The organism is Candidatus Solincola tengchongensis, from assembly GCF_015711935.1.
GTDB lineage: Bacteria > Actinomycetota > Geothermincolia > Geothermincolales > RBG-13-55-18 > Solincola_A > Solincola_A tengchongensis.
On sequence record NZ_JACVJJ010000047.1, the window covers coordinates 36,307 to 53,447 of the forward strand.

Here is a 17,141-nt window from a genome sequence, read left to right on the forward strand (position 1 = left end):
TAGTTCCGTTCTCCAGGCTCACTTTCGTCACCTCCCTTCAGGCCCTGCCGCTCCCGAGAATCCGGCACTTGGGCGGACAGGGTCGTGTTCTTCGTTCCTAACCCTCACACCTCGATGCCTCTGAGCTTCCCGTCGCGCATCTGGTAAGCCCAGTCTGCCGCTCGCAGGATGCTCTCGTCGTGGGTCACGATGAGAACGCATTTCCCTTCCCGGCGCGCCAGCCCGGCCAGGATGTCCACCACCACCCGGCCGGAGGCCGAATCCAGGTTGCCGGTGGGCTCGTCGGCCAGTATCAGGTCGGGGTCGTTCGCCAGCGCCCGGGCGATGGCCACGCGCTGTTTCTCGCCGCCGCTCATGCGGCTGGCTCTAGCTCTCAGCAGGCGGCCTTCGATGCCCATCCCGGCCAAAAGCTTCTCGGCCCTGCCGCGCTGCTCCTCGGACGGTACCCCGTCCAGGTCCATGGGAAGGGTCACGTTCTCCAGAGCGGTGAGGGAGGGGATGAGGTTGAACATCTGGAACACGAACCCCACTCTCTTTCTGCGGTAAGCGATGAGGTCGGCGTCGGGACGGCAGATGTCCTCCCCGAAGGCATTTATCTCACCAGCGTCCGGCCTCTCCAGCGACCCGATGAGGTAGAGGAGGGTGGTCTTTCCGGAACCCGAGGGTCCCAGAATGACGGTGACCTCCCCTTTGCGGGCTCGCAGGCTGACCCCGTCCACCGCCCTCACCTCACCCGATTTAACCCGGAAGGACTTGCTCACCTCTTTGACCTCGAGAAGGTCAGCCATGTTCCCTTGTTCCACCGCCACCATCTCTTATCACCTCACTCCATGGCCAGTACCCTGGCGGGCCTCAGCCGGTTTATCCATACCACGGGAACCGCCGTTCCCAGCAGGCTTATGCCCAGAAGGATCAGGATTCCGTAAGCGAGAAGGCCGCCTCGGTACACCACCTCCAGCTTCACCTCCGGTTTGTCGCTCCCGGACAGGGAGAAGCGGCCGCCTTCCTTGTACAGGTTGCGGGCCATGAAACCCATGACGGGCATGCCCTGTCCCGACTGCGCTTCCTGTTCCGAGGTCGCGAGGGCGTCCTCGCGGAGGAGCCAGTCCCCGAGGCGCTGGGATATGACCGCCGACATCCCCATGGCCAGGAGGGCGGCCACCAGGCAGACGCAGGTTATCTCCGCCGCGAACTGCAGGAGGACCTGGCGGTGGGTGGCTCCCATGGCCTTGAGCACGCCGAGCTCCCTGGCGCGCCCTCCCACGATGATGGCCATGGCCAGCACGATTATCATGGCGCAGGCGGCGAGAGCGCCGACCAGGCCGATGAGCGATGTCCTGGCCACCTTGTGCAGCGGCTCGGAGATGGCCTCGAAGTCCGAGTAATCGGTGGCCAGCTCGTACCTCTCACCGCCTTCAGTTCCATTTATTACCATATCCTGGAATTTATGCTGCAGAGCGGCGGAGCTGTCCGCGCTGTCCAGGTAATAACAGCCGAGCTCCACGTACCCGGGGGTACCGTTAAGGATCTGGACCACGGAGAGAGGGGCGTAGAACTTGCTTCCCGCGGGGTTGAAGGCCATGGGGTCGCGGGTCTCGCCCTCCTGTTCGGCCTCCACCGTCTCGTAGATGCCCTTGACCGTTAGCTCCATCTCGGAGTCGCGCCCTTGCGCGCCGGTTATCTCCGCGGTGATTGTGTCGCCCACCTCCAGGCCGTTCTCCTCGGCCAGGGTCTTCTCCACCAGCACCACCGGGTTGGCCTGCAGGTAGTCCTGGTAAGTGTAGAAGGATCCCTCGGCGAGGACCTTGGCCCCCCTCAGGAAATCGGAGGCCGAGGCCCCGTCGGTGTTCCCCTCGAAGAAGAAGGAGTTCCCCTCCGATGGGGAAAGGGCTCCCGAGCTCGGCCCACCCCGCAGGGATAGGGTGCTCGCCAGCTCGGCGGACTCGATTTCCGGAAGGGTGACTCGGGTCTCCAATACCTTGTCGTAGCTGACGACTTCCGGTTGCCTGGAGAAGTCGTCCACCAGTTCCTCGGGCACCATGAGTTGCGCCCGCTCCGCCAGCACTTCCTCCTCGGACATCTTGCGCGCCTCGGCCTGGCGTTTGGCCGGGTCCTGCTGTCTCTGTTGCTGGAAGACCTCCATCTGGTATTGCGAGCTCACCCTTAGCTCGGCGTAGTTTCCCACGCTCCCCTTTACTTCCTCCACCTGGGAATCGGCGGCCATCCTGACCGCAAGCATGGAGAGGGATAAGGTCAGGCACACGAAAAGGAGGAGGATGACCGCCAGGCTGGCCAGGGGGTGGCGAATGAAGCTCCGGAGTCCTCTTTTTACGGAACGCATTCTCTCACCGCCCTTCTTTGTCGGCTGAAGGACCTGCTTCCCGAACCGTGGCCATCGATCTTCGGGTACGCATTTCGTCACCGCCCTTCCGCTCTCAGTCCGGGAAACCGGCCAGGTTTACCTCCACCTTCTCGCCGCTTTCCGTGTCGTAGATGACCAGGTTGGAGCCTTCCTTGGTGAAACCATCGTTCCTGGATACGCTCAGGGGATTGAGGTCGAAGAAGAGGAAGACGTCGCCCAGCTCCTCCCCGATTCTGAGAGTGGCGGTCACTTTCTGCAGGGAAGCGTAGTCGAGCAGCGCCGCGGAGATGATGTTCTTGGAAACATAACCCCCGTAGGTGGTCACATTGCCGTAATAATCGTCGTAGGATGCGGCGTTGATGTGGGGATTCCAGAGGCGAAAGGAAAAGCGGGACAGGCTGGCCAGGGAGTCCCCGCCGTTCCTGATTTTTAACTCCACCTCCAGAAAATCCCCGCTCACCTCCCGCGTGCCGGATGAGGCGACCAGCTTGTTGTCGTCCTGCCGCTTGGCCGCCACCACCGTGAACTCCACACCGTCGAGGGTTACCGACTTGGTCACGGTCGAGGTTCCTGCGGAGGCGTTCCCGGAACCCGTTTCCTCCTCGTCTGAGGTTCCCGCGCGGAGAGTGTTATCGCCGGCAGCGCTCCCCGCTTCGTAGGATGAGCCGGCAATGCCGGTGGAGTCCGTGCCCGCCAATCCAGGCGGAAGTTTGGTCTCCGTCGATGTGGATTTCTCGCTGCCCCCGCCGGCGCAGGAGGCAGCGGCCAGAAGGGCTACGGTGAGCGTCGCAGTCGCGAGCGCCGCCCTGGACAAACATGCGCTCTTCATTTTCACCTCCCGGCATCTCGTGGCGGATGGCTTTCACTGGAGAAGATGATCTGACGGAGAAGTTAAGGATTTATGGCGGAAAGGGGAATGGATTGTAAAGATTTCCTCACCTTGCGGCGCCAGGCTCATGGCCCTCGATGCGGCCAAGGATTGAGCGACGGTGCCCTCAGCGTTCTCCCGACCTCTTCGGTCGGCGGCCGATCCCATAAGCCCTCTCGATAAACGACCATCCGTAAGCGGCCTTCAGCACCCTTTTTTCAAGCCCTTTGACCCGTGCGTCCGGCGGAAGATGTCCGGCGATCAGCCTTCTTTCTCTTTTCCGGCACGGAAGCGGTAGCCGACCCCGTATACCGTCTCGATGAACGCCCAGCCCTCCGCCGCCTCCTTCAGTTTCCTCCGGAGGTTCTTTATATGGGTGTCCACGTTGCGGTCATAACTCGAGGTGGCATCCTCCAGAATGGCCGCCAATAACTCCTCGCGGGTGAACACCTTCTCCGGATGCGAGGCGAGGGCCGCCAGGATGTCGAATTCCCTGGGGGTGAGGGCGATCTCCCTGTCCCAAACCCGGGCCGTCCGTGCCTTTGGCTCCACCACAAGGGGTCCCGCGGAGATCGCGTCCCGTTCCGTCTCACATCCGCGCCTCCTGAGGATGGCCCGAATCCTGGCCACCAGCTCCCGGGGGCTGAAGGGCTTGACCACGTAGTCGTCCGCTCCGAGCTCCAGTCCCAGCAGCTTATCCTCCTCTTCCGCCTTCGCGGAGAGGATGACGATGGGGACATCGGAAGACTTCCTCACCTCGCGGCAGATGGAGTATCCGTCGAGGCCGGGCATGATGACATCCAGGACCAACAGGGAGGGGCGGTGCTCGTGCCACATTCGGAGAGCGGTCTCCCCGTCGTGGGCCGTGAGGGTGGTATAACCCTCCTTCTCCAGGTAGGCCCGGACGACGCTCGCGATCTCCCTCTCGTCGTCAGCCACCAGGATGAGCTCTTTCTTGGCCACCTCGTCTTCACCTCTGGAAGAACCCGTCGCGCGGCCGCGTCGGCCGCGACGCCTCCTCAAGGCGCTGCTGTGCGCCTCAGGTTCGGGAGATGCCTCGCGGGAGTCGGCGACGAATCGCGCTCGCGGAGCCGAGTCACCGCCGAGAGTCGCTCTCCCGCCCTCCTCCGCGCGATTCCCCGAATACAGGGTAAGGGTTTTATGTTAAGAAATTGTGAAGAGGGGATGCGGTTTTCCCCCGTCGAGCGAAAGCCCTCGAGAGCCGAGGTCTCCCGTGCGGATGCTTTTCCACCGGGAGCGGCTCTCGAGGGCCTCGATAAAGGGGTGCGGGAAAGCGCTCCCCTCAGAAGGATACCGGCTTTTCCTCCAACACTGCCTTGGTGACCTTCTTCTCCCTGCCCCGGTAAAACTCTATGGTCACTTCGTCACCTACCTGGTGCCTGCGGATCTCGAGCATCACCGCGTCCATGGAATCCACGGCCTTGCCGTCTATGGAAACGATGATGTCTCCCGAGAGGAGCCCGGCCTTCTCCGCCGGTGTGTTGGGCAGCACGCGGCGCACGATGGCCCCTTTGTCCACCGGGAGGTCGTAGATGCGGGAGATATCCGGGTCCAGGGTGCTGCCCATGAAACCCAGCCAGGGATGGACAACGCGTCCCTTGGAGATGAGCTCCTCGATGATGGGCTTGGCGTTGTCGATGGCTATGGCGAATCCCAACCCATCGTAACCCCCGCTGGCCGTCTGGGAATAGATGGCAGTGTTTATGCCTATGACCTGCCCCGTGCTGTTGCAAAGCGGGCCCCCGGAGTTGCCGGGGTTGATGGCCGCGTCGGTCTGGATGACGTCCAGGAGCGTGATGTTCCCCACGGTGATGTTGCGGTTCAGGGCGCTGATTATTCCGGAGGTCACGCTTCCCTCGAATCCCTCCGGGCTGCCCACGGCCACCGCCAGCTCTCCCACCACGAGATCCGAGGAGGTTCCCAGCGGGGCCGCTGGGAGGTCGGAGGCGTTTATCTTGATCACCGCGAGGTCGGTATCCGGGTCGGTGCCCACTATCTTGGCCTCGTAGGTGGATCCGTCGCGCAGTGAGACCATCACCTTCGTGGCCTTCTCGACCACGTGATTGTTGGTGACTATGTAGCCGTCGGAGCGCCATATGAAGCCGGAGCCCACGCCGGCCTGGGTGGCCCCGTACTGGACCTCAATGTTCACCACGGAGGGGAGGATGCGCTGTGCCACCTCCACCACCGCTTCCTGTCCTCCCTTGACCACCCGTTCCTCCACCGTCCTCACTTCCTGCACCTGGGTGACGCCGCCCTTACCGCGCAGGATGTCCACGGGGTTACCGCCGAAGGCGAGGGGCAGGAGAAAGACCACGGCCAGGGCTATCACCAGGGATACCGCGGCCGAGAGGAGCACGGTCCGCATAACGGCCCTCTTTCCCGGGCGCGGCGGGAGAGGTGAAAGCGGAGCTGGCTCCACGGGCGGGGGCGGCATGGTAGGAGGAGGCGGCGGCATCGTGGGCGGCGGCGGTGTAACCGTAGGGGGCGTGGTGTTGAAATCACGGTTTCCGCTGAAATCGTCGTTCATTTCCATCACTCCTTATCATCACTCCTTATACTGGCAATATTTGCCTTATATCACGCCGCCTCTCACATCCGGTCTTTCGCAACGGGCAGGTGCTCTCGGCAAAAACGCTTGTGAGGGGGGTTGTCGAACCTTTCGGTTTGAAACCCCTTTTTCCCGTGCCGTTTAGGGGATGGACTTCTGCTTCCTTGCCGGTTTTCGCCTCCGTATACGGACCGATGTATCCGTCCGGACGGAAGAACCGGAGCCTCTCCGCTTGCGAAGGTTCGATATGCGCCCTCTTTCCTGTTCCCATCCGGTTATCGCGCCTCCTCCATCTCCTCCTTTTCCTTACATTATATTTCCCTGTTACTCATTTCTTTTTCCGCCTCCCCCCCGGCCCTTTGGAGGAGGGGTCCCCGGACCGGCCTTGAAGCCCTCCGGATAATCGGTGATCGAACACCAGGCGGCACGTGCCGCGGGTCGCCCGCACCCCTTTCCTCGTTTACGACGTCCATGCGCCGGAAAGGGGTGCCCACATCCCTTCCGGAGACCTTCGGCGGCGAGGCTGCTCCACGGGTTCGGAGGACGGTCGCCGGGTTATGGTTCGATGCTCCATAGCTCAAGGTTATTCCCGATTTGTTAAATCCCTGTAAAGAAGCGGGGGGCATTCGGTAAAGGCGTACCTGCGAAGATGCGGTTACCGTCGGAGGTCCAGACCCGGAACCCCGACGGTTGGGGATGGGACCCCGCCCTTAAAGGCCGCCGGCGGGAACGTTGCAGGGTTTTCGGCTATCCTAAAGAAGGATTATGCGACGGAGGTGAGAGCAATGAATCATAGTGGCGAGCAGGGAAGGCCTCCGGGTCCGCCGGAGGGAGCTTTGCCGGAGGGAGCCGCGGCCCCGGTACCCCGCAGGGAGAGGGCACGTCCGGAGAAGAAGAGGCGCAAAGTGAGCCTCATCGCCGCCCTGGTGGTCAATGTGGTCACGGTCATTGTGGTGGCCATCGTCATCGTGGCCATCCTGCTTCCCGGCTATCGCAGGTCGTTCACCGCGGCCAAGGCGGTGAAGGGCGCGGATGAGGTGCTGATACTGGTCAAGAACAGCGAGGCCAACATGCGGGAGAATCAGACCGACTTCATAAGGGCCCAGGACGGCCTCAGGAACACCCTCCAGGAGCTGGTGCAGGGTGGCGGCGATAACGTATACGCCTACGTGCGCGACGGTTACCCCGATTGGTCGTGGGTGGAACGGAACCTCCCCCAGGACATGCAGGAGTGGCTTAAGGGTCTGGTCCCTCGGCAGGCGGAGGGAAGTGAAGGGGAAGGTGCCGGGCAGGGAACGGGAGACGCCACCTCAAACAAGGTGAGGCCTTGATGATGACCGCCAACGTTGTCTTGGACGCCTTCCGGGATCTGTGGGAGGGTTTCATGTCCCGGCTCCCCTCCCTCGCGGTGGGGCTTGTGGTCTTGCTCTTCTTCTACCTCCTGGCCCGCGCGGTGCGCTTTCTGGTATCCCATTCCATCATGAAAGTCCGGGCCAGCGAACACGCGGCGCGGGTCGTCTCCCGCTTGGCCTTCACGGGCATCCTGGCCCTGGGCGTCCTGGTGGCCCTGGGAGTGATGGGCGTGAACCCCGGAGCCCTGGTGGCCTCCCTCGGGTTGGTCAGCGTAGGGATAGGTTTCGCCCTCAAGGACGTCATCGAGAACTTCATCGCCGGGATCACCATCATCCTGCAGCGCCCCTTCGTCATCGGGGACGGGGTGCGCTTCGGGGACGTGGAGGGCGTGGTCGAGGACGTGCGGGTGAGGGACACGGTCATCCGCATGTTCGACGGGCGCAAGGTGTTCGTGCCCAACCGCTCTCTATTCTCCGGGGTGGTCATCAACAGCACCGTGAACCGGAGACGCCGCCTGGATTTTAAAGTGGGAGTGGCTTACGCCGCCGACCTCACCCGGGCAGCCGCGGTGGCGGAGAAGGCCCTGCGAGCGCTTGACGGCGTCCTCGACGAACCCCCTCCGCTGGTGGTCCTCGAGGGCCTGGGGGAAAACTCCGTGGAGCTGCGGGTCTTCTTCTGGCTGGATCCCACGACCTGCGACCCGCTTCAGGTCAAGTCCCGGGCCATCTCCGCGGTGAAGGCGGCCCTGGAAAAGGAAGGAATTACCATACCCGAGGCCACCGCCTGAGACCCCGAACCCTATGCCCCCTGGGATCGCGCCGCGCCTTGTGAAGATGCGCGAGGCTGCGTGTCCAGGCATGAATCAATCCGCAAACTCTGGAGGAGAAGCCACGGCCCCTCCTGACGCGAATCTGCGGGCTTCGTGCGTGGGGAATGAGATGGATTGTGCTCTTCTCCCGAAACGGACGGCGAACCCGTTATCCCGGGAGGGTTGGCGTATTAGTTTGCCGGCGCCCTCGAAGGGGTTTAGGAGCCGGCTCTCGGCTTTGGGGGATGGCGACAAGGGAGGAACTTTAACAGAGGGCTATGCCCAGGCGGGAGGCGATGGCCACCGCCTCGCGTTTCTCCTCACCGGAGGGGCGCCGGTTCATCTCCGGGTAGAGGGAGGCCCGGTATTCGGGGCGGTACTGGAACATCAGGTTGAAATAGACGTCCGGCATGTTCTCCGCCACCCATTGCATTATCCTCTCCGTGCAGCAGCGCAGGTGTCCGGGGAGGAGGAGCTGGCGGAGCATGATCTCCCCCTGGCGGTGGGCGATGGAGAAGTTCCGGCTCACCACCTCGAAGTATCGCTCAACGTCGGAATACTTCCTGGCGCAATCGTCGTTACCGTACCGGAAATCCGCGAGGTAGATGTCCATCACGCCCTCCAGGAGCCGCATGGCCTCCAGGGAGGTGTACATGTTGGAGTTCCAGACCATGGGGAGGTTCTTGCCGTCCTCTCCCAACACGATGATGGTCTCCAGGATGGTGTGCAGGTTGGGGTCCGGGTTGCCCCCCACGAAGTTGGCGTTGCGCGAACCCTGCCGCATGCCCTGTACGAGGGCGGAGGCCAGATACGAGGGGTCGGCGGGGCTACCGGTCCGTGCGTCCATGGCGATGTCCCAGTTCTGGCAGTAGATACAGCGGAAAGTGCATCCGGAGAAGAAGACGGTGTGGGACGGCACCAGCTCAGGCTCCTCGCCGAAATGTAAGAATATGGAAGCTACGCGGGAGGTGGCCCCCACGCCGCAGAACCCCCTCTGCCCGGCGGCGCGGTCCACGCCGCACCTCCTCTCGCACATGTGGCAGTCCCGCAGCATGCGGCGGGCTAGGGCTGCCTTCAGGTCCAGGAGGGAGGGAGAGGCCGCTTCGCCCGGCCAGGCCCTGTCCTCCCAGGCGCGGCGGAAAGCCTCCATGCCCCGCTCGTGCAGCAGCCACAGCTCCTCGTCGGGGAGTTCGTCAAGGCACTCGTGGCCCGCGGGGATACGGCTGCTCACCCAGTGGCGCGCCGGCCTCTCCCCGCCCAGGATGGAGAAATAGTCGTTCAACATCTCTTCTCGGTCACTTTTCGGTCACCGAGCAGACAACCGCCTCGTGCTTGCCGCTCTTGCTTCTCCTTTCCGGTCATGGTTTGGAAACGACCTCGCCCCAGGATCGCACCGCCCTTCTTTCGACCCCCCTCCTTTTCTCCGCGGTGGTGCCCCTTGCTTGTCGGCCGACCATCGCGCCGCCTCCATGCTTGTCTCTTCCGGGAAGCGCTGCAGATCGGGACGTTCGCGCTGTGAGCCGTTAGCTTCACGCTCCCCCGGCGCCTTTGGCCGCCGCTGTGCGATGGGTAGTTCAATGAGTTCCCTTTGATAATATAACAACATGGTTGCCTGGGCGATGCTCTTAGGGATGGTCACCCTCATCAACGTGACCATGGTGGGGGCGGTCATGCAGCTTGTCGGGCATATCCCCGACGGCTCGCTCCTGGTCATCCTTTCCCGGTATCTCAGGAGGAAGGACAATCCGCCTGGAGCACTCCTTTTGCCGGAGGAGGCCTCTTCCCGGCTGCACAAGCTGCGCCGCCGCGCCGCCCTTCTGGCCCTCACGGCCTGTGGGCCGGGCCTCGGCTTCACCCTATGGGCCACGGCGGCCGGGTGGGGGCCTGTGGCCGGGGCCGCCCTGGCCTTCTGGGCGCTGGCTGGGAACCTGGGGTTCCTCACCCTTCCCCTGGGCTCGCTTGCCGGGAGGACGAGGCGCATGCGCCTGACGCAAGGCCCGGAGCCCATGCCGGAGGGAGAAGGGTCGGCTCCTTCGCCTCCGGAAAGCGATGCCGTAATCGCAATGGCACCGGGAAGCGAGGAAAACCACCTCGCGATCCCCGGAAAAGACTCGGAAACCCGGCATCCCGACTGACCTCCGATCAAGCCCACATGCCTCCGCGGCTCAAGCGTCCAACACGCACCCGATTTCGGCGAGTCCGAGTCGTTTGTTGGGCAGGGCCAGGCGCAAAGAGGGAACTCTGCCTGAGGAGCCCCGGCGCATATCCTTTACCTCGACAAGGTGGCCGTATCCTTGGCCGTCGTCGCCACGGAATGTGGCGGGTGAGAGCCGTTGAGCCACACTCTGCCTCTAGCCCGAGAATGACCTTCCCGGCTTGAAGAACGCACTTCCTTTTCCGTCCTTCCGCAGGCCGGTCGTCACGGAGTCTGCCCATGGCATGCGGGAGAGAGAGCGGTACTCGATTTCGCTCCCGGGCTCTCCGGAAACGGTTTCCCGTCAAGCGCTGCGCGCGAGGAGTCTTTTCCGGGTACTCCGCATGGGTCCGGTCACGGCGGTTTCCCTTCGTTTGGGATAAAATTTGCTTGAGGCGTCTTCAGCCGATCCGCCGCCGGGGGGGAAGTGGGCCCGAGAGGCGGAACGGCGTGAATGAGGCCGTGGGCCCGTGGCCCACAGGAATTTCGACGGATTAACCGCGAAAGAGGAGTTGAAGGACGGGAAAGGCCCGCGAATTGCTGCCCGAAGAGTACCGTGAGGCCAGGGAGATATCCCTGCGCATCGCCCGCGAGGTTGACCCTCCTCGCTTTTATGTCGATAAGAGCGAAGAGGTGGAGGCCTCTCGCCTGGCGCTTGAGGCTCACCCCACGGCCCGCACGGTCCTCTCCCTGGTGGAGGAGAGAGGAGAGAGGCTGGGTCACGGGGTAGCCCACGTGGTCAAGGTGGCGGTGGACGCCGGGGCCCTGGTGCTCATCGAGACCGGATTCTCGCGGGGAGAGGCAAGGAGGGAGAGGTACCTCCTTCTGGCGCACCTTGCCGGGCTCCTGCACGACATAAGGAGGGAGGAGAGGGACCATGCCCGAAAGGGCGCCGAGGAGGCGGGGCGCATCCTGCTCCGTCTCGGCCTGCAGCGGGATGAGAGGCAGGCGGTGGTCCAGGCCATCCGCAACCACGAGGCCTTCCGGCCGGAGGAACCCCTCGAGGACCCGGACCTCCAGATACTCTCCGACGCCCTTTACGACGCGGACAAGTTCCGGTGGGGGCCGGACAACTTCACCGAGACCCTGTGGTCCATGGTGGGCCCGACCGGTATCCCAATTGCGGCCCTGCTCCGGCATTTCCGGACCGGCATGGAGGGGATCATGCGCATAGCGGACACCTTCCGCACCCCAACGGGAAGGCAGTACGGGCCGGACTTCATCGCTCGGGGGCTGGAGATCGGGGAGAGGTTGTACCGGGAGCTGGCCGGGATGTACGGCCTGGATGATGGATGAGGTGTGCGGATCGCGAGGTGGAGCGGGAAAACGAACGGACCCGCTCGCTTTGGACCTGCCTTGAAGGGCCGGTGGAGCAGGAAGCATCGTGAGGCACGGAGGGAAGAAGCGCCGGGACGCAGTTTGCAGGCGAGTTTGGAGCTTGATGAGGCGCAGAATCAGAGAGGAAGTGTAAACGGCATGTTCGAGAGCATCGAGGAAGTGCGGACGAAGCTTGCGGAACAGAAGTACATCTGCAGCAAGGAGATCGCCACGGTCATCTTCCTGGCCGAGAGGCTGGAGAAGCCGGTCCTGGTGGAGGGCCCCGCCGGGGTGGGCAAGACCGACCTGGGCAAGGTGACCGCCGCCGCCCTGGGACGGGAGTTCATACGCCTGCAGTGTTACGAGGGCCTGGACGAGTCCAAGTCCTTATACGAGTGGGAGTACGCCAAGCAGCTCCTCTACACCCAGATACTCAAGGACGTCCTGGCCGAGGAGCTGGCCGGGGCCCGCGACCTGGCCGAGGCCGTGGAGCGGGTGGCCAGGCAGGACGAGGTCTTCTTCTCCCAGAAGTTCATCGTCCCGCGGCCGCTCCTGCGCGCCATCCTCTCCGAGAAGCCGGCCCTTCTGCTCATCGACGAGGTGGATAAGTCCGACCCCGAGTTCGAGGCCTTCCTCCTGGAGATACTTTCCGACTTCCAGGTGAGCATACCCGAGCTCTCCACCCTGAAGGCGAGGCACATCCCTATGGTAATACTTACCAGCAACAACTCGCGGGAACTGAGCGACGCCCTCAAGAGGAGGTGCCTGCACCTGTTCATCGACTTCCCGCCCCCGGAGCAGGAGCTGGAGATCGTCCGGCTCAAGGTTCCCGGTATCTCCGAGAGCCTGGCGGAGCAGGTGGTGTCGGCGGTGCACCGCCTGCGCAAACTGGACCTGAAGAAGGTGCCCGGTATCAGCGAGACCCTGGACTGGGCCCGGGCCCTCGTGGTCCTCAATGCCGGGAAGCTGGACCCGGGGCTGGTGAGGGACACCCTGAACATCGTCCTCAAGTACGAGAAGGACATAAGGAAGGCCGAGGAGAACCTGCACCAGATCGCCGCCGGTTGATTCCCCGGAGGTTCGCGCATTGGAGGAACGCATACTCGAGTTCGTGAGAAGCCTGCGCAACCGCGGGGTGCCGGTCTCCACCGCGGAGAGCATCGATGCCCTCTCCGCCGTGGAGGCGGCGGGGATGTGGGACCCGGAGGTCTTCCGGGCCTCCCTCAAGGCCGCCCTGGTGAAGACCAGGAAAGACGGGGCGGTGTTCGACGAGCTCTTCCCCCTCTATTTCTACGGGCTGGAAGGTTCCGGTGAGGTGGCCTCACCGGATGAGGAGCTCCTGGCCCGGCTGGAGGAGGAGCTCCGGGCCATGGCGGCGCAGAACGGGCACAACCCGCTGCTCATGCTGCTCCTTGCGGGAAGGGGAGGGGAGTTCGAGTCCTTCATCCGCGCCGCCGCCGGCGCGGTGGGCACATCCCAGCTGGTCACGCGCATGCAGGTGGGGATGTACACGCGGCGCATCTTCGACTCCTTCGACTGGGAGAGGATGGACGAGGATTTCCGGGAGCTGCAGTCGCGCCTCCGGGAAGCGGGCTGGCCGGAGGAGGACCTGGAGGAGCTGGAGAGGATATACCAGGCCAACCGCGAGGCCCTGCGCCGCCAAGTGCGCCGCTACGTGGAGAGGGAGCAAGCGCGCAACGTGGACCGCGTCCCCACATCGGAGCGCGTGGACCGGCTGATGCTCCGTCCCCTCTCCAGCCTGGACGAGCAGGAGCTGCAGCAGATGCGGAGGGCGGTGGACGTGCTGGCCCGCAAGCTGCGCAACAAGCTCTCCCTGCGCGAGAAGAGGATGCGCCGGGACAAGCTGGACGTAAAGGCCACCCTGCGCAGGAACATGCGCCACGGAGGGGTCCCCTTCGACCTGGTGCTGCGCACCAAGCGCCTGGAGAAGGTGGAGCTCATGGTGCTCTGCGACGTCTCCTCCTCGGTGGCCCGGGTCTCCCAGTTCATGCTCCAGTTCGTGTACACCCTGCAGGACTGCCTGGCCAAGGTGCGCTCCTTCGTCTTCGTCGACGAGCTGGGAGAGGTTACCAGCTTCTTCCAGGAAGAGGAGATCGAGAGGGGAGTGAGGCGTGCCCTCAGCGAGGCGGGCATCGCCTACCACGCGCGCAGCGACTTCGGCTACGTCTTCCGCCAGTTCTGCGAGAAATACCTTCAGGACGTGGGCTTCCGCACCTACATCCTCATAATCGGGGACGCCCGCAACAACTACAACGACCCCTGCGCCTGGGCCCTGGAGAAGATGCGGGACCGGAGCAAGGGGATCATCTGGCTGAACCCCGAGACCAGGCCCTTCTGGGACACCGGGGACAGCGTGATGAGCGAATACGCCCCCTACTGCCGTGAGGTGCGGGTCTGCCGCACCCTGCGCGACCTAGAGAACGCCGTCTCCTCCCTATTAGTTTGAAGGGGGTCAGGTCTTGAATCGTGATACCCCCAGGGGTATTTTATTACAGGCACGACTGACGCGAGCGTCTTGTGGGCGATCACTCTTTTCATCCCCTCGTTACGGTTACTGCGGTCTGCGGCACCCTGCGCGACCTAGAGAACGCCGTCTCCTCTTTATTTTGAAGGGGGTCAGGTCTTGAATCGTGATACCCCCAGGGGTATTTTATTCCAGGCACGACTGACGCGAGCGTCTTGTGGGCGATCACTCTTTTCATCCCCTCGTTACGGTTACTGCGCAGAATGGCAACCAGGCGCCGCGGACGGTCCCGCGGATTGTCACCCTCTGCGACTCATCATGTGCTTCCCGCCAAGGGTGACACCCGGATTACCGGCTGAACCCGGCGCTGACGGTCCTGCGGATTGCCCCCTCCCCGCCTCATCGTCACGCTTCGGTGCAAGGGCGACTCCCTGGCGATGTGGGCGGTCTTATGAACAATCGCTCTTTCCCTGTTTTCGCCCCTCTCCTGAGGCCGGACAGGAAAACCCGAGGGTTCAGGGTTGACGGTCGCGGCGCCTCAGGCCGTTCTTTAGGGTCTTTCTTGCGTTCTGCGGTTGTTTATATCGCGTCGTCCGGCTCCTCCGCATTGCCTCGCTCACGACCGCTTCGGCGTTTCGAGTCTATGATTCAGGACAGGACCGGTGAAGCAGTGTGGTTTATAATCGAATAATCAAAGGAAGAATCAATTTTATCGGTGGTAAGAAAGCCGCGGAGCGCGCGGGCTCGGGAGGCCGGGAACGGCCGAGAAGAAGGACGATAGAACACCAAATGCGTATCCTGCGGTAAATGCGACGGGCGGCATGAACGCCGTGCAAAGGACCGGGAAAGGCGGATGGTCGAGAGATGACGGACGTGAATGCGGAAAGCGGTTCCGGCCAGGCACTGGACGTGGTGGTGGTGGGTGGAGGTCCGGCGGGACTAACGGCCGGGATCTACCTCGCCCGGGCGCGCATGGACGCCTTGCTCATCGAGAAGCAATCGCCGGGCGGAGCACCGGCCCTCACCGAGCGCATAGAGAACTACCCCGGCTTCCCGGAGGGCATCTCCGGCTACGAGCTTGTGGACCGCATGCGCCGCCAGGCGGAGGGCTTCGGCCTGCGCATCTCCTCATTCAACCCCCTCCTGGGCCTACGCGAGGAGGGGGAGGTGAAGGTCCTCCAGACGGAGGAGGGGGAGCTCCGCGCCTACGCGGTGATCCTGGCCACCGGGATGCGTCCGGCCAAGCTGGGGGTGCCCGGGGAGGAGGAGTTCCACGGCCGCGGCGTCTCCTACTGCGCCACCTGCGACGGCGCCTTCTTCAAGGACAGCGTGGTGGCGGTGGTGGGCGGGGGAAACTCCGCCGTCGAGGAGGCCCTCTTCCTCACCCGATACGCGGAGCGTGTGATCATCGTCCACCGCCGCGACCGCCTGCGGGCCGGGAAGATATTGCAGGAACGCGCGTTATCCCATCCCAAGATAGATTTTAAATGGAAGAAAGTGGTAAAAGAGATAAAGGGTGACCAGAGGGTCACCGGCCTGGTCCTCGCCGATGTCGAGAGCGGCGAGGAGGAGGAACTCCCCGTGGAAGGGGTCTTCCTCTACGTGGGCAACCTCCCCAACACCGAGGAGCTGAGAGGCGCGGTGGAGCTGGACGAGAGGGGCTTCATCGTCACCGACGCCGACCTGCGCACCAGCATGAAAGGGGTCTTCGCCGCCGGGGACGTGCGCGCCGGGGCCGTCTGGCAGGTGGCTGCCGCGGTGGGGGACGGGGTGCGGGCGGCGCTCAACGCCCAGTTCCACGTGGAGAACCTCAAGGGCACGGCCTACGTGTGAGGGCCAGGCGCGTGAGAGCGGCGTGCCGGAGCCAGGGGTGAAGGCGCGAGTACGACGAGAGGTCACGACGGCGAGGAGGTGTGAGGAGTGGCCGGAAAGGTGATAGAGCTGAACGACGGGAACTTCGAGCAGGAGGTGCTGAAGAGCGACAAGCCCACCCTGGTGGATTTCTGGGCCCCCTGGTGCGGCCCCTGCCGGATGATGGCGCCCATCCTCGAGGAGGCGGCCGAAGAGTGGGAAGGGAAGATAAAGGTCTGCAAGCTCAACGTGGACGAGGCCATGTCCACGGCGCGCAACTACCAAATACAGTCCATCCCCACCATGATCCTCTTCGAGAAGGGCGAGCCGGTGAAGCGCCTTGTGGGAGCGCGTCCCAAGCAGGCCTTCGTGGAGGAGTTCCGCAACTGGCTGCAGTGAGGCGTGGGATCCTGAAACGTTGAGCCCGTTCTGATCGGGGAACCGCGACCGGGGGTGCGGAGATGAAGATAGCCGTGGTGGACGGAATGGGAGGCTCCATCGGGCACCAGATAGTCCTGGAACTCCGACGCAACCTGCCCGAGGACACGGAGATCATAGCCCTAGGGGCCAACGCCATCGCCACCGGGAACATGATGAAGGCACGGGCCAACCGCGGGGCCACGGGGGAGAACGCGGTGCGGGTGTGCATCGGGGAGGCCGACGTGATAATGGGAAGCCTTTCCATCCTCATCCCCAACTCCATGATGGGGGAGCTCACACCGGGCATGGCCGAGGCCATCGCCTCCGCCCGGGGGCGGAAGATACTCCTCCCTCTCACCCACCCCCGCATCGACATCCTGGGAACCGTGGACACCCCGCTTCCCAAGCTCATCGAGCAGGCGGTGGAGATGGTCAGGCGGATGTGCGAGGAGGTCGAAAAGGATGTGTGAGGCAGCCGTCTATATAGACCGGGGCGGGGAGCTGGAGAAGGTCATGGAGGACGTAGTGGAGGTGCGCCCCGAGGAAGGGAAGCTCCTCCTGGTGGACGTCTTCGGCGAGCAGAAACTGGTGTCGGCCCGCATAGCCGAGGTAGAGCTCCTCGACCACCGCATCGTCCTGCGGGAGCCCGATTAGGGTTTCCGGTGCTCAGAACCTCCGGGCACCGGAGATCAGAGCGAAGCGGCCCGTTCCGCCCGGGCGCCCGGCAGGTCCACCTCCCACTTCCCGCAGCGGCCGCCCCAGCGGGCCAGGGTCTCCCCCTCCACCATGATCTTCACTATCTCGCAGTTGTTGGAGCACCCCTTGCAGTTGAAGCTGGAGGTGCGGTACTCGATCTCCGTGACCCGGAAGCCCTTGAAGTTGGTGACCGTCGGGTTGAGCTCCCTGGCCAG

16 protein-coding genes and 1 pseudogene are annotated in these 17,141 nt (G+C 63.7%); 10 read left to right on the forward strand and 7 right to left on the reverse strand.

The window, feature by feature from the left end; translation table 11 throughout:
• Positions 1-104 precede the first annotated feature (104 nt).
• The 5 genes from H7007_RS03575 to H7007_RS03595 all read right to left on the reverse strand — a co-directional run bounded on the left by H7007_RS03575 (position 105) and on the right by H7007_RS03595 (position 5,619).
• Positions 105-812: an ABC transporter ATP-binding protein gene (locus H7007_RS03575; protein WP_287153126.1), complete on the reverse strand. Its 708-nt coding sequence runs from the start codon at positions 810-812 to the stop codon at positions 105-107.
• A gap of 11 nt (positions 813-823) precedes the next feature.
• Positions 824-2,341, reverse strand: a complete 1,518-nt coding sequence (locus H7007_RS03580) for an ABC transporter permease (protein ID WP_287153127.1) — start codon at positions 2,339-2,341, stop codon at positions 824-826.
• A gap of 94 nt (positions 2,342-2,435) precedes the next feature.
• Positions 2,436-3,191, reverse strand: a complete 756-nt coding sequence (locus H7007_RS03585) for a hypothetical protein (RefSeq protein WP_287153128.1) — start codon at positions 3,189-3,191, stop codon at positions 2,436-2,438.
• 300 nt (positions 3,192-3,491) lie between these two features.
• Positions 3,492-4,193, reverse strand: coding sequence for a response regulator transcription factor (locus tag H7007_RS03590; RefSeq protein WP_287153129.1), 702 nt, complete (start codon positions 4,191-4,193; stop codon positions 3,492-3,494).
• A gap of 340 nt (positions 4,194-4,533) precedes the next feature.
• Positions 4,534-5,619, reverse strand: coding sequence for a S1C family serine protease (locus H7007_RS03595; RefSeq protein WP_287153130.1), 1,086 nt, complete (start codon positions 5,617-5,619; stop codon positions 4,534-4,536).
• Between the two features lie 1,019 nt (positions 5,620-6,638).
• On the opposite strand from H7007_RS03595, the gene H7007_RS03600 reads away from it, so the two are divergent.
• Both H7007_RS03600 and H7007_RS03605 read left to right on the forward strand, forming a co-directional pair.
• Positions 6,639-7,133, forward strand: coding sequence for a hypothetical protein (locus H7007_RS03600; protein ID WP_287153131.1), 495 nt, complete (start codon positions 6,639-6,641; stop codon positions 7,131-7,133).
• Positions 7,133-7,942, forward strand: a complete 810-nt coding sequence (locus H7007_RS03605; RefSeq protein ID WP_287153132.1) for a mechanosensitive ion channel family protein — start codon at positions 7,133-7,135, stop codon at positions 7,940-7,942. The genes H7007_RS03600 and H7007_RS03605 overlap by 1 nt, the downstream gene beginning before the upstream one ends.
• A 286-nt stretch (positions 7,943-8,228) precedes the next feature.
• Here H7007_RS03605 and H7007_RS03610 read toward each other — a convergent pair whose 3' ends face one another.
• The gene (locus tag H7007_RS03610) at positions 8,229-9,248 is read right to left on the reverse strand and encodes a radical SAM protein (protein WP_350340615.1); all 1,020 of its coding nucleotides are present in this window, start codon (positions 9,246-9,248) and stop codon (positions 8,229-8,231) included.
• A 334-nt stretch (positions 9,249-9,582) separates the two neighbouring features.
• Between H7007_RS03610 and H7007_RS03615 the strand changes: the two genes are divergently transcribed.
• The 8 genes from H7007_RS03615 (at position 9,583) to H7007_RS03650 (ending at position 16,884) form a co-directional block, all read left to right on the forward strand.
• The gene (locus H7007_RS03615) at positions 9,583-10,098 is read left to right on the forward strand and encodes a hypothetical protein (protein ID WP_287153134.1); all 516 of its coding nucleotides are present in this window, start codon (positions 9,583-9,585) and stop codon (positions 10,096-10,098) included.
• 596 nt (positions 10,099-10,694) lie between these two features.
• Positions 10,695-11,453 carry an HD domain-containing protein gene (locus tag H7007_RS03620; RefSeq protein WP_287153135.1) on the forward strand — a complete coding sequence of 253 codons (759 nt, stop codon included), beginning with the start codon at positions 10,695-10,697 and terminating at the stop codon, positions 11,451-11,453.
• A 180-nt stretch (positions 11,454-11,633) separates the two neighbouring features.
• Positions 11,634-12,542, forward strand: a complete 909-nt coding sequence (locus tag H7007_RS03625; RefSeq protein WP_287153136.1) for an AAA family ATPase — start codon at positions 11,634-11,636, stop codon at positions 12,540-12,542.
• A 19-nt stretch (positions 12,543-12,561) separates the two neighbouring features.
• Positions 12,562-13,941, forward strand: a complete 1,380-nt coding sequence (locus tag H7007_RS03630; RefSeq protein WP_287153137.1) for a vWA domain-containing protein — start codon at positions 12,562-12,564, stop codon at positions 13,939-13,941.
• A gap of 882 nt (positions 13,942-14,823) precedes the next feature.
• Positions 14,824-15,792: a thioredoxin-disulfide reductase gene (gene trxB, locus H7007_RS03635; protein WP_287153138.1), complete on the forward strand. Its 969-nt coding sequence runs from the start codon at positions 14,824-14,826 to the stop codon at positions 15,790-15,792.
• An 87-nt stretch (positions 15,793-15,879) separates the two neighbouring features.
• Positions 15,880-16,209: a thioredoxin gene (gene trxA, locus H7007_RS03640; protein WP_287153139.1), complete on the forward strand. Its 330-nt coding sequence runs from the start codon at positions 15,880-15,882 to the stop codon at positions 16,207-16,209.
• Positions 16,210-16,271: 62 nt separating this feature from the next.
• Complete coding sequence (locus tag H7007_RS03645; protein WP_287153140.1) at positions 16,272-16,700, forward strand: DUF3842 family protein; 429 nt, start codon at positions 16,272-16,274, stop codon at positions 16,698-16,700.
• A complete protein-coding gene (locus tag H7007_RS03650) occupies positions 16,693-16,884 on the forward strand; it encodes a CooT family nickel-binding protein (protein WP_287153141.1) in 192 nt (63 codons plus the stop codon). Before H7007_RS03645 ends, H7007_RS03650 begins: the two co-directional genes overlap by 8 nt.
• A gap of 35 nt (positions 16,885-16,919) precedes the next feature.
• On the opposite strand, the pseudogene H7007_RS03655 reads toward H7007_RS03650, so the two are convergent.
• Positions 16,920-17,141: pseudogene (locus tag H7007_RS03655) on the reverse strand (hypothetical protein); the annotation flags it as partial.

Coding starts and splice junctions, on each gene's coding strand:
- H7007_RS03575 (WP_287153126.1), bottom strand. CDS start 812: ATGGTGGCGGTGGAACAAGGGAACATGGCTGACCTTCTCGAGGTCAAA.
- H7007_RS03580 (WP_287153127.1), bottom strand. CDS start 2,341: ATGCGTTCCGTAAAAAGAGGACTCCGGAGCTTCATTCGCCACCCCCTG.
- H7007_RS03585 (WP_287153128.1), bottom strand. CDS start 3,191: ATGAAGAGCGCATGTTTGTCCAGGGCGGCGCTCGCGACTGCGACGCTC.
- H7007_RS03595 (WP_287153130.1), bottom strand. CDS start 5,619: ATGCGGACCGTGCTCCTCTCGGCCGCGGTATCCCTGGTGATAGCCCTG.
- H7007_RS03605 (WP_287153132.1), top strand. CDS start 7,133: ATGATGACCGCCAACGTTGTCTTGGACGCCTTCCGGGATCTGTGGGAG.
- H7007_RS03610 (WP_350340615.1), bottom strand. CDS start 9,248: ATGTTGAACGACTATTTCTCCATCCTGGGCGGGGAGAGGCCGGCGCGC.
- H7007_RS03615 (WP_287153134.1), top strand. CDS start 9,583: ATGCTCTTAGGGATGGTCACCCTCATCAACGTGACCATGGTGGGGGCG.
- H7007_RS03625 (WP_287153136.1), top strand. CDS start 11,634: ATGTTCGAGAGCATCGAGGAAGTGCGGACGAAGCTTGCGGAACAGAAG.
- trxB (WP_287153138.1), top strand. CDS start 14,824: ATGACGGACGTGAATGCGGAAAGCGGTTCCGGCCAGGCACTGGACGTG.
- H7007_RS03645 (WP_287153140.1), top strand. CDS start 16,272: ATGAAGATAGCCGTGGTGGACGGAATGGGAGGCTCCATCGGGCACCAG.
- H7007_RS03650 (WP_287153141.1), top strand. CDS start 16,693: ATGTGTGAGGCAGCCGTCTATATAGACCGGGGCGGGGAGCTGGAGAAG.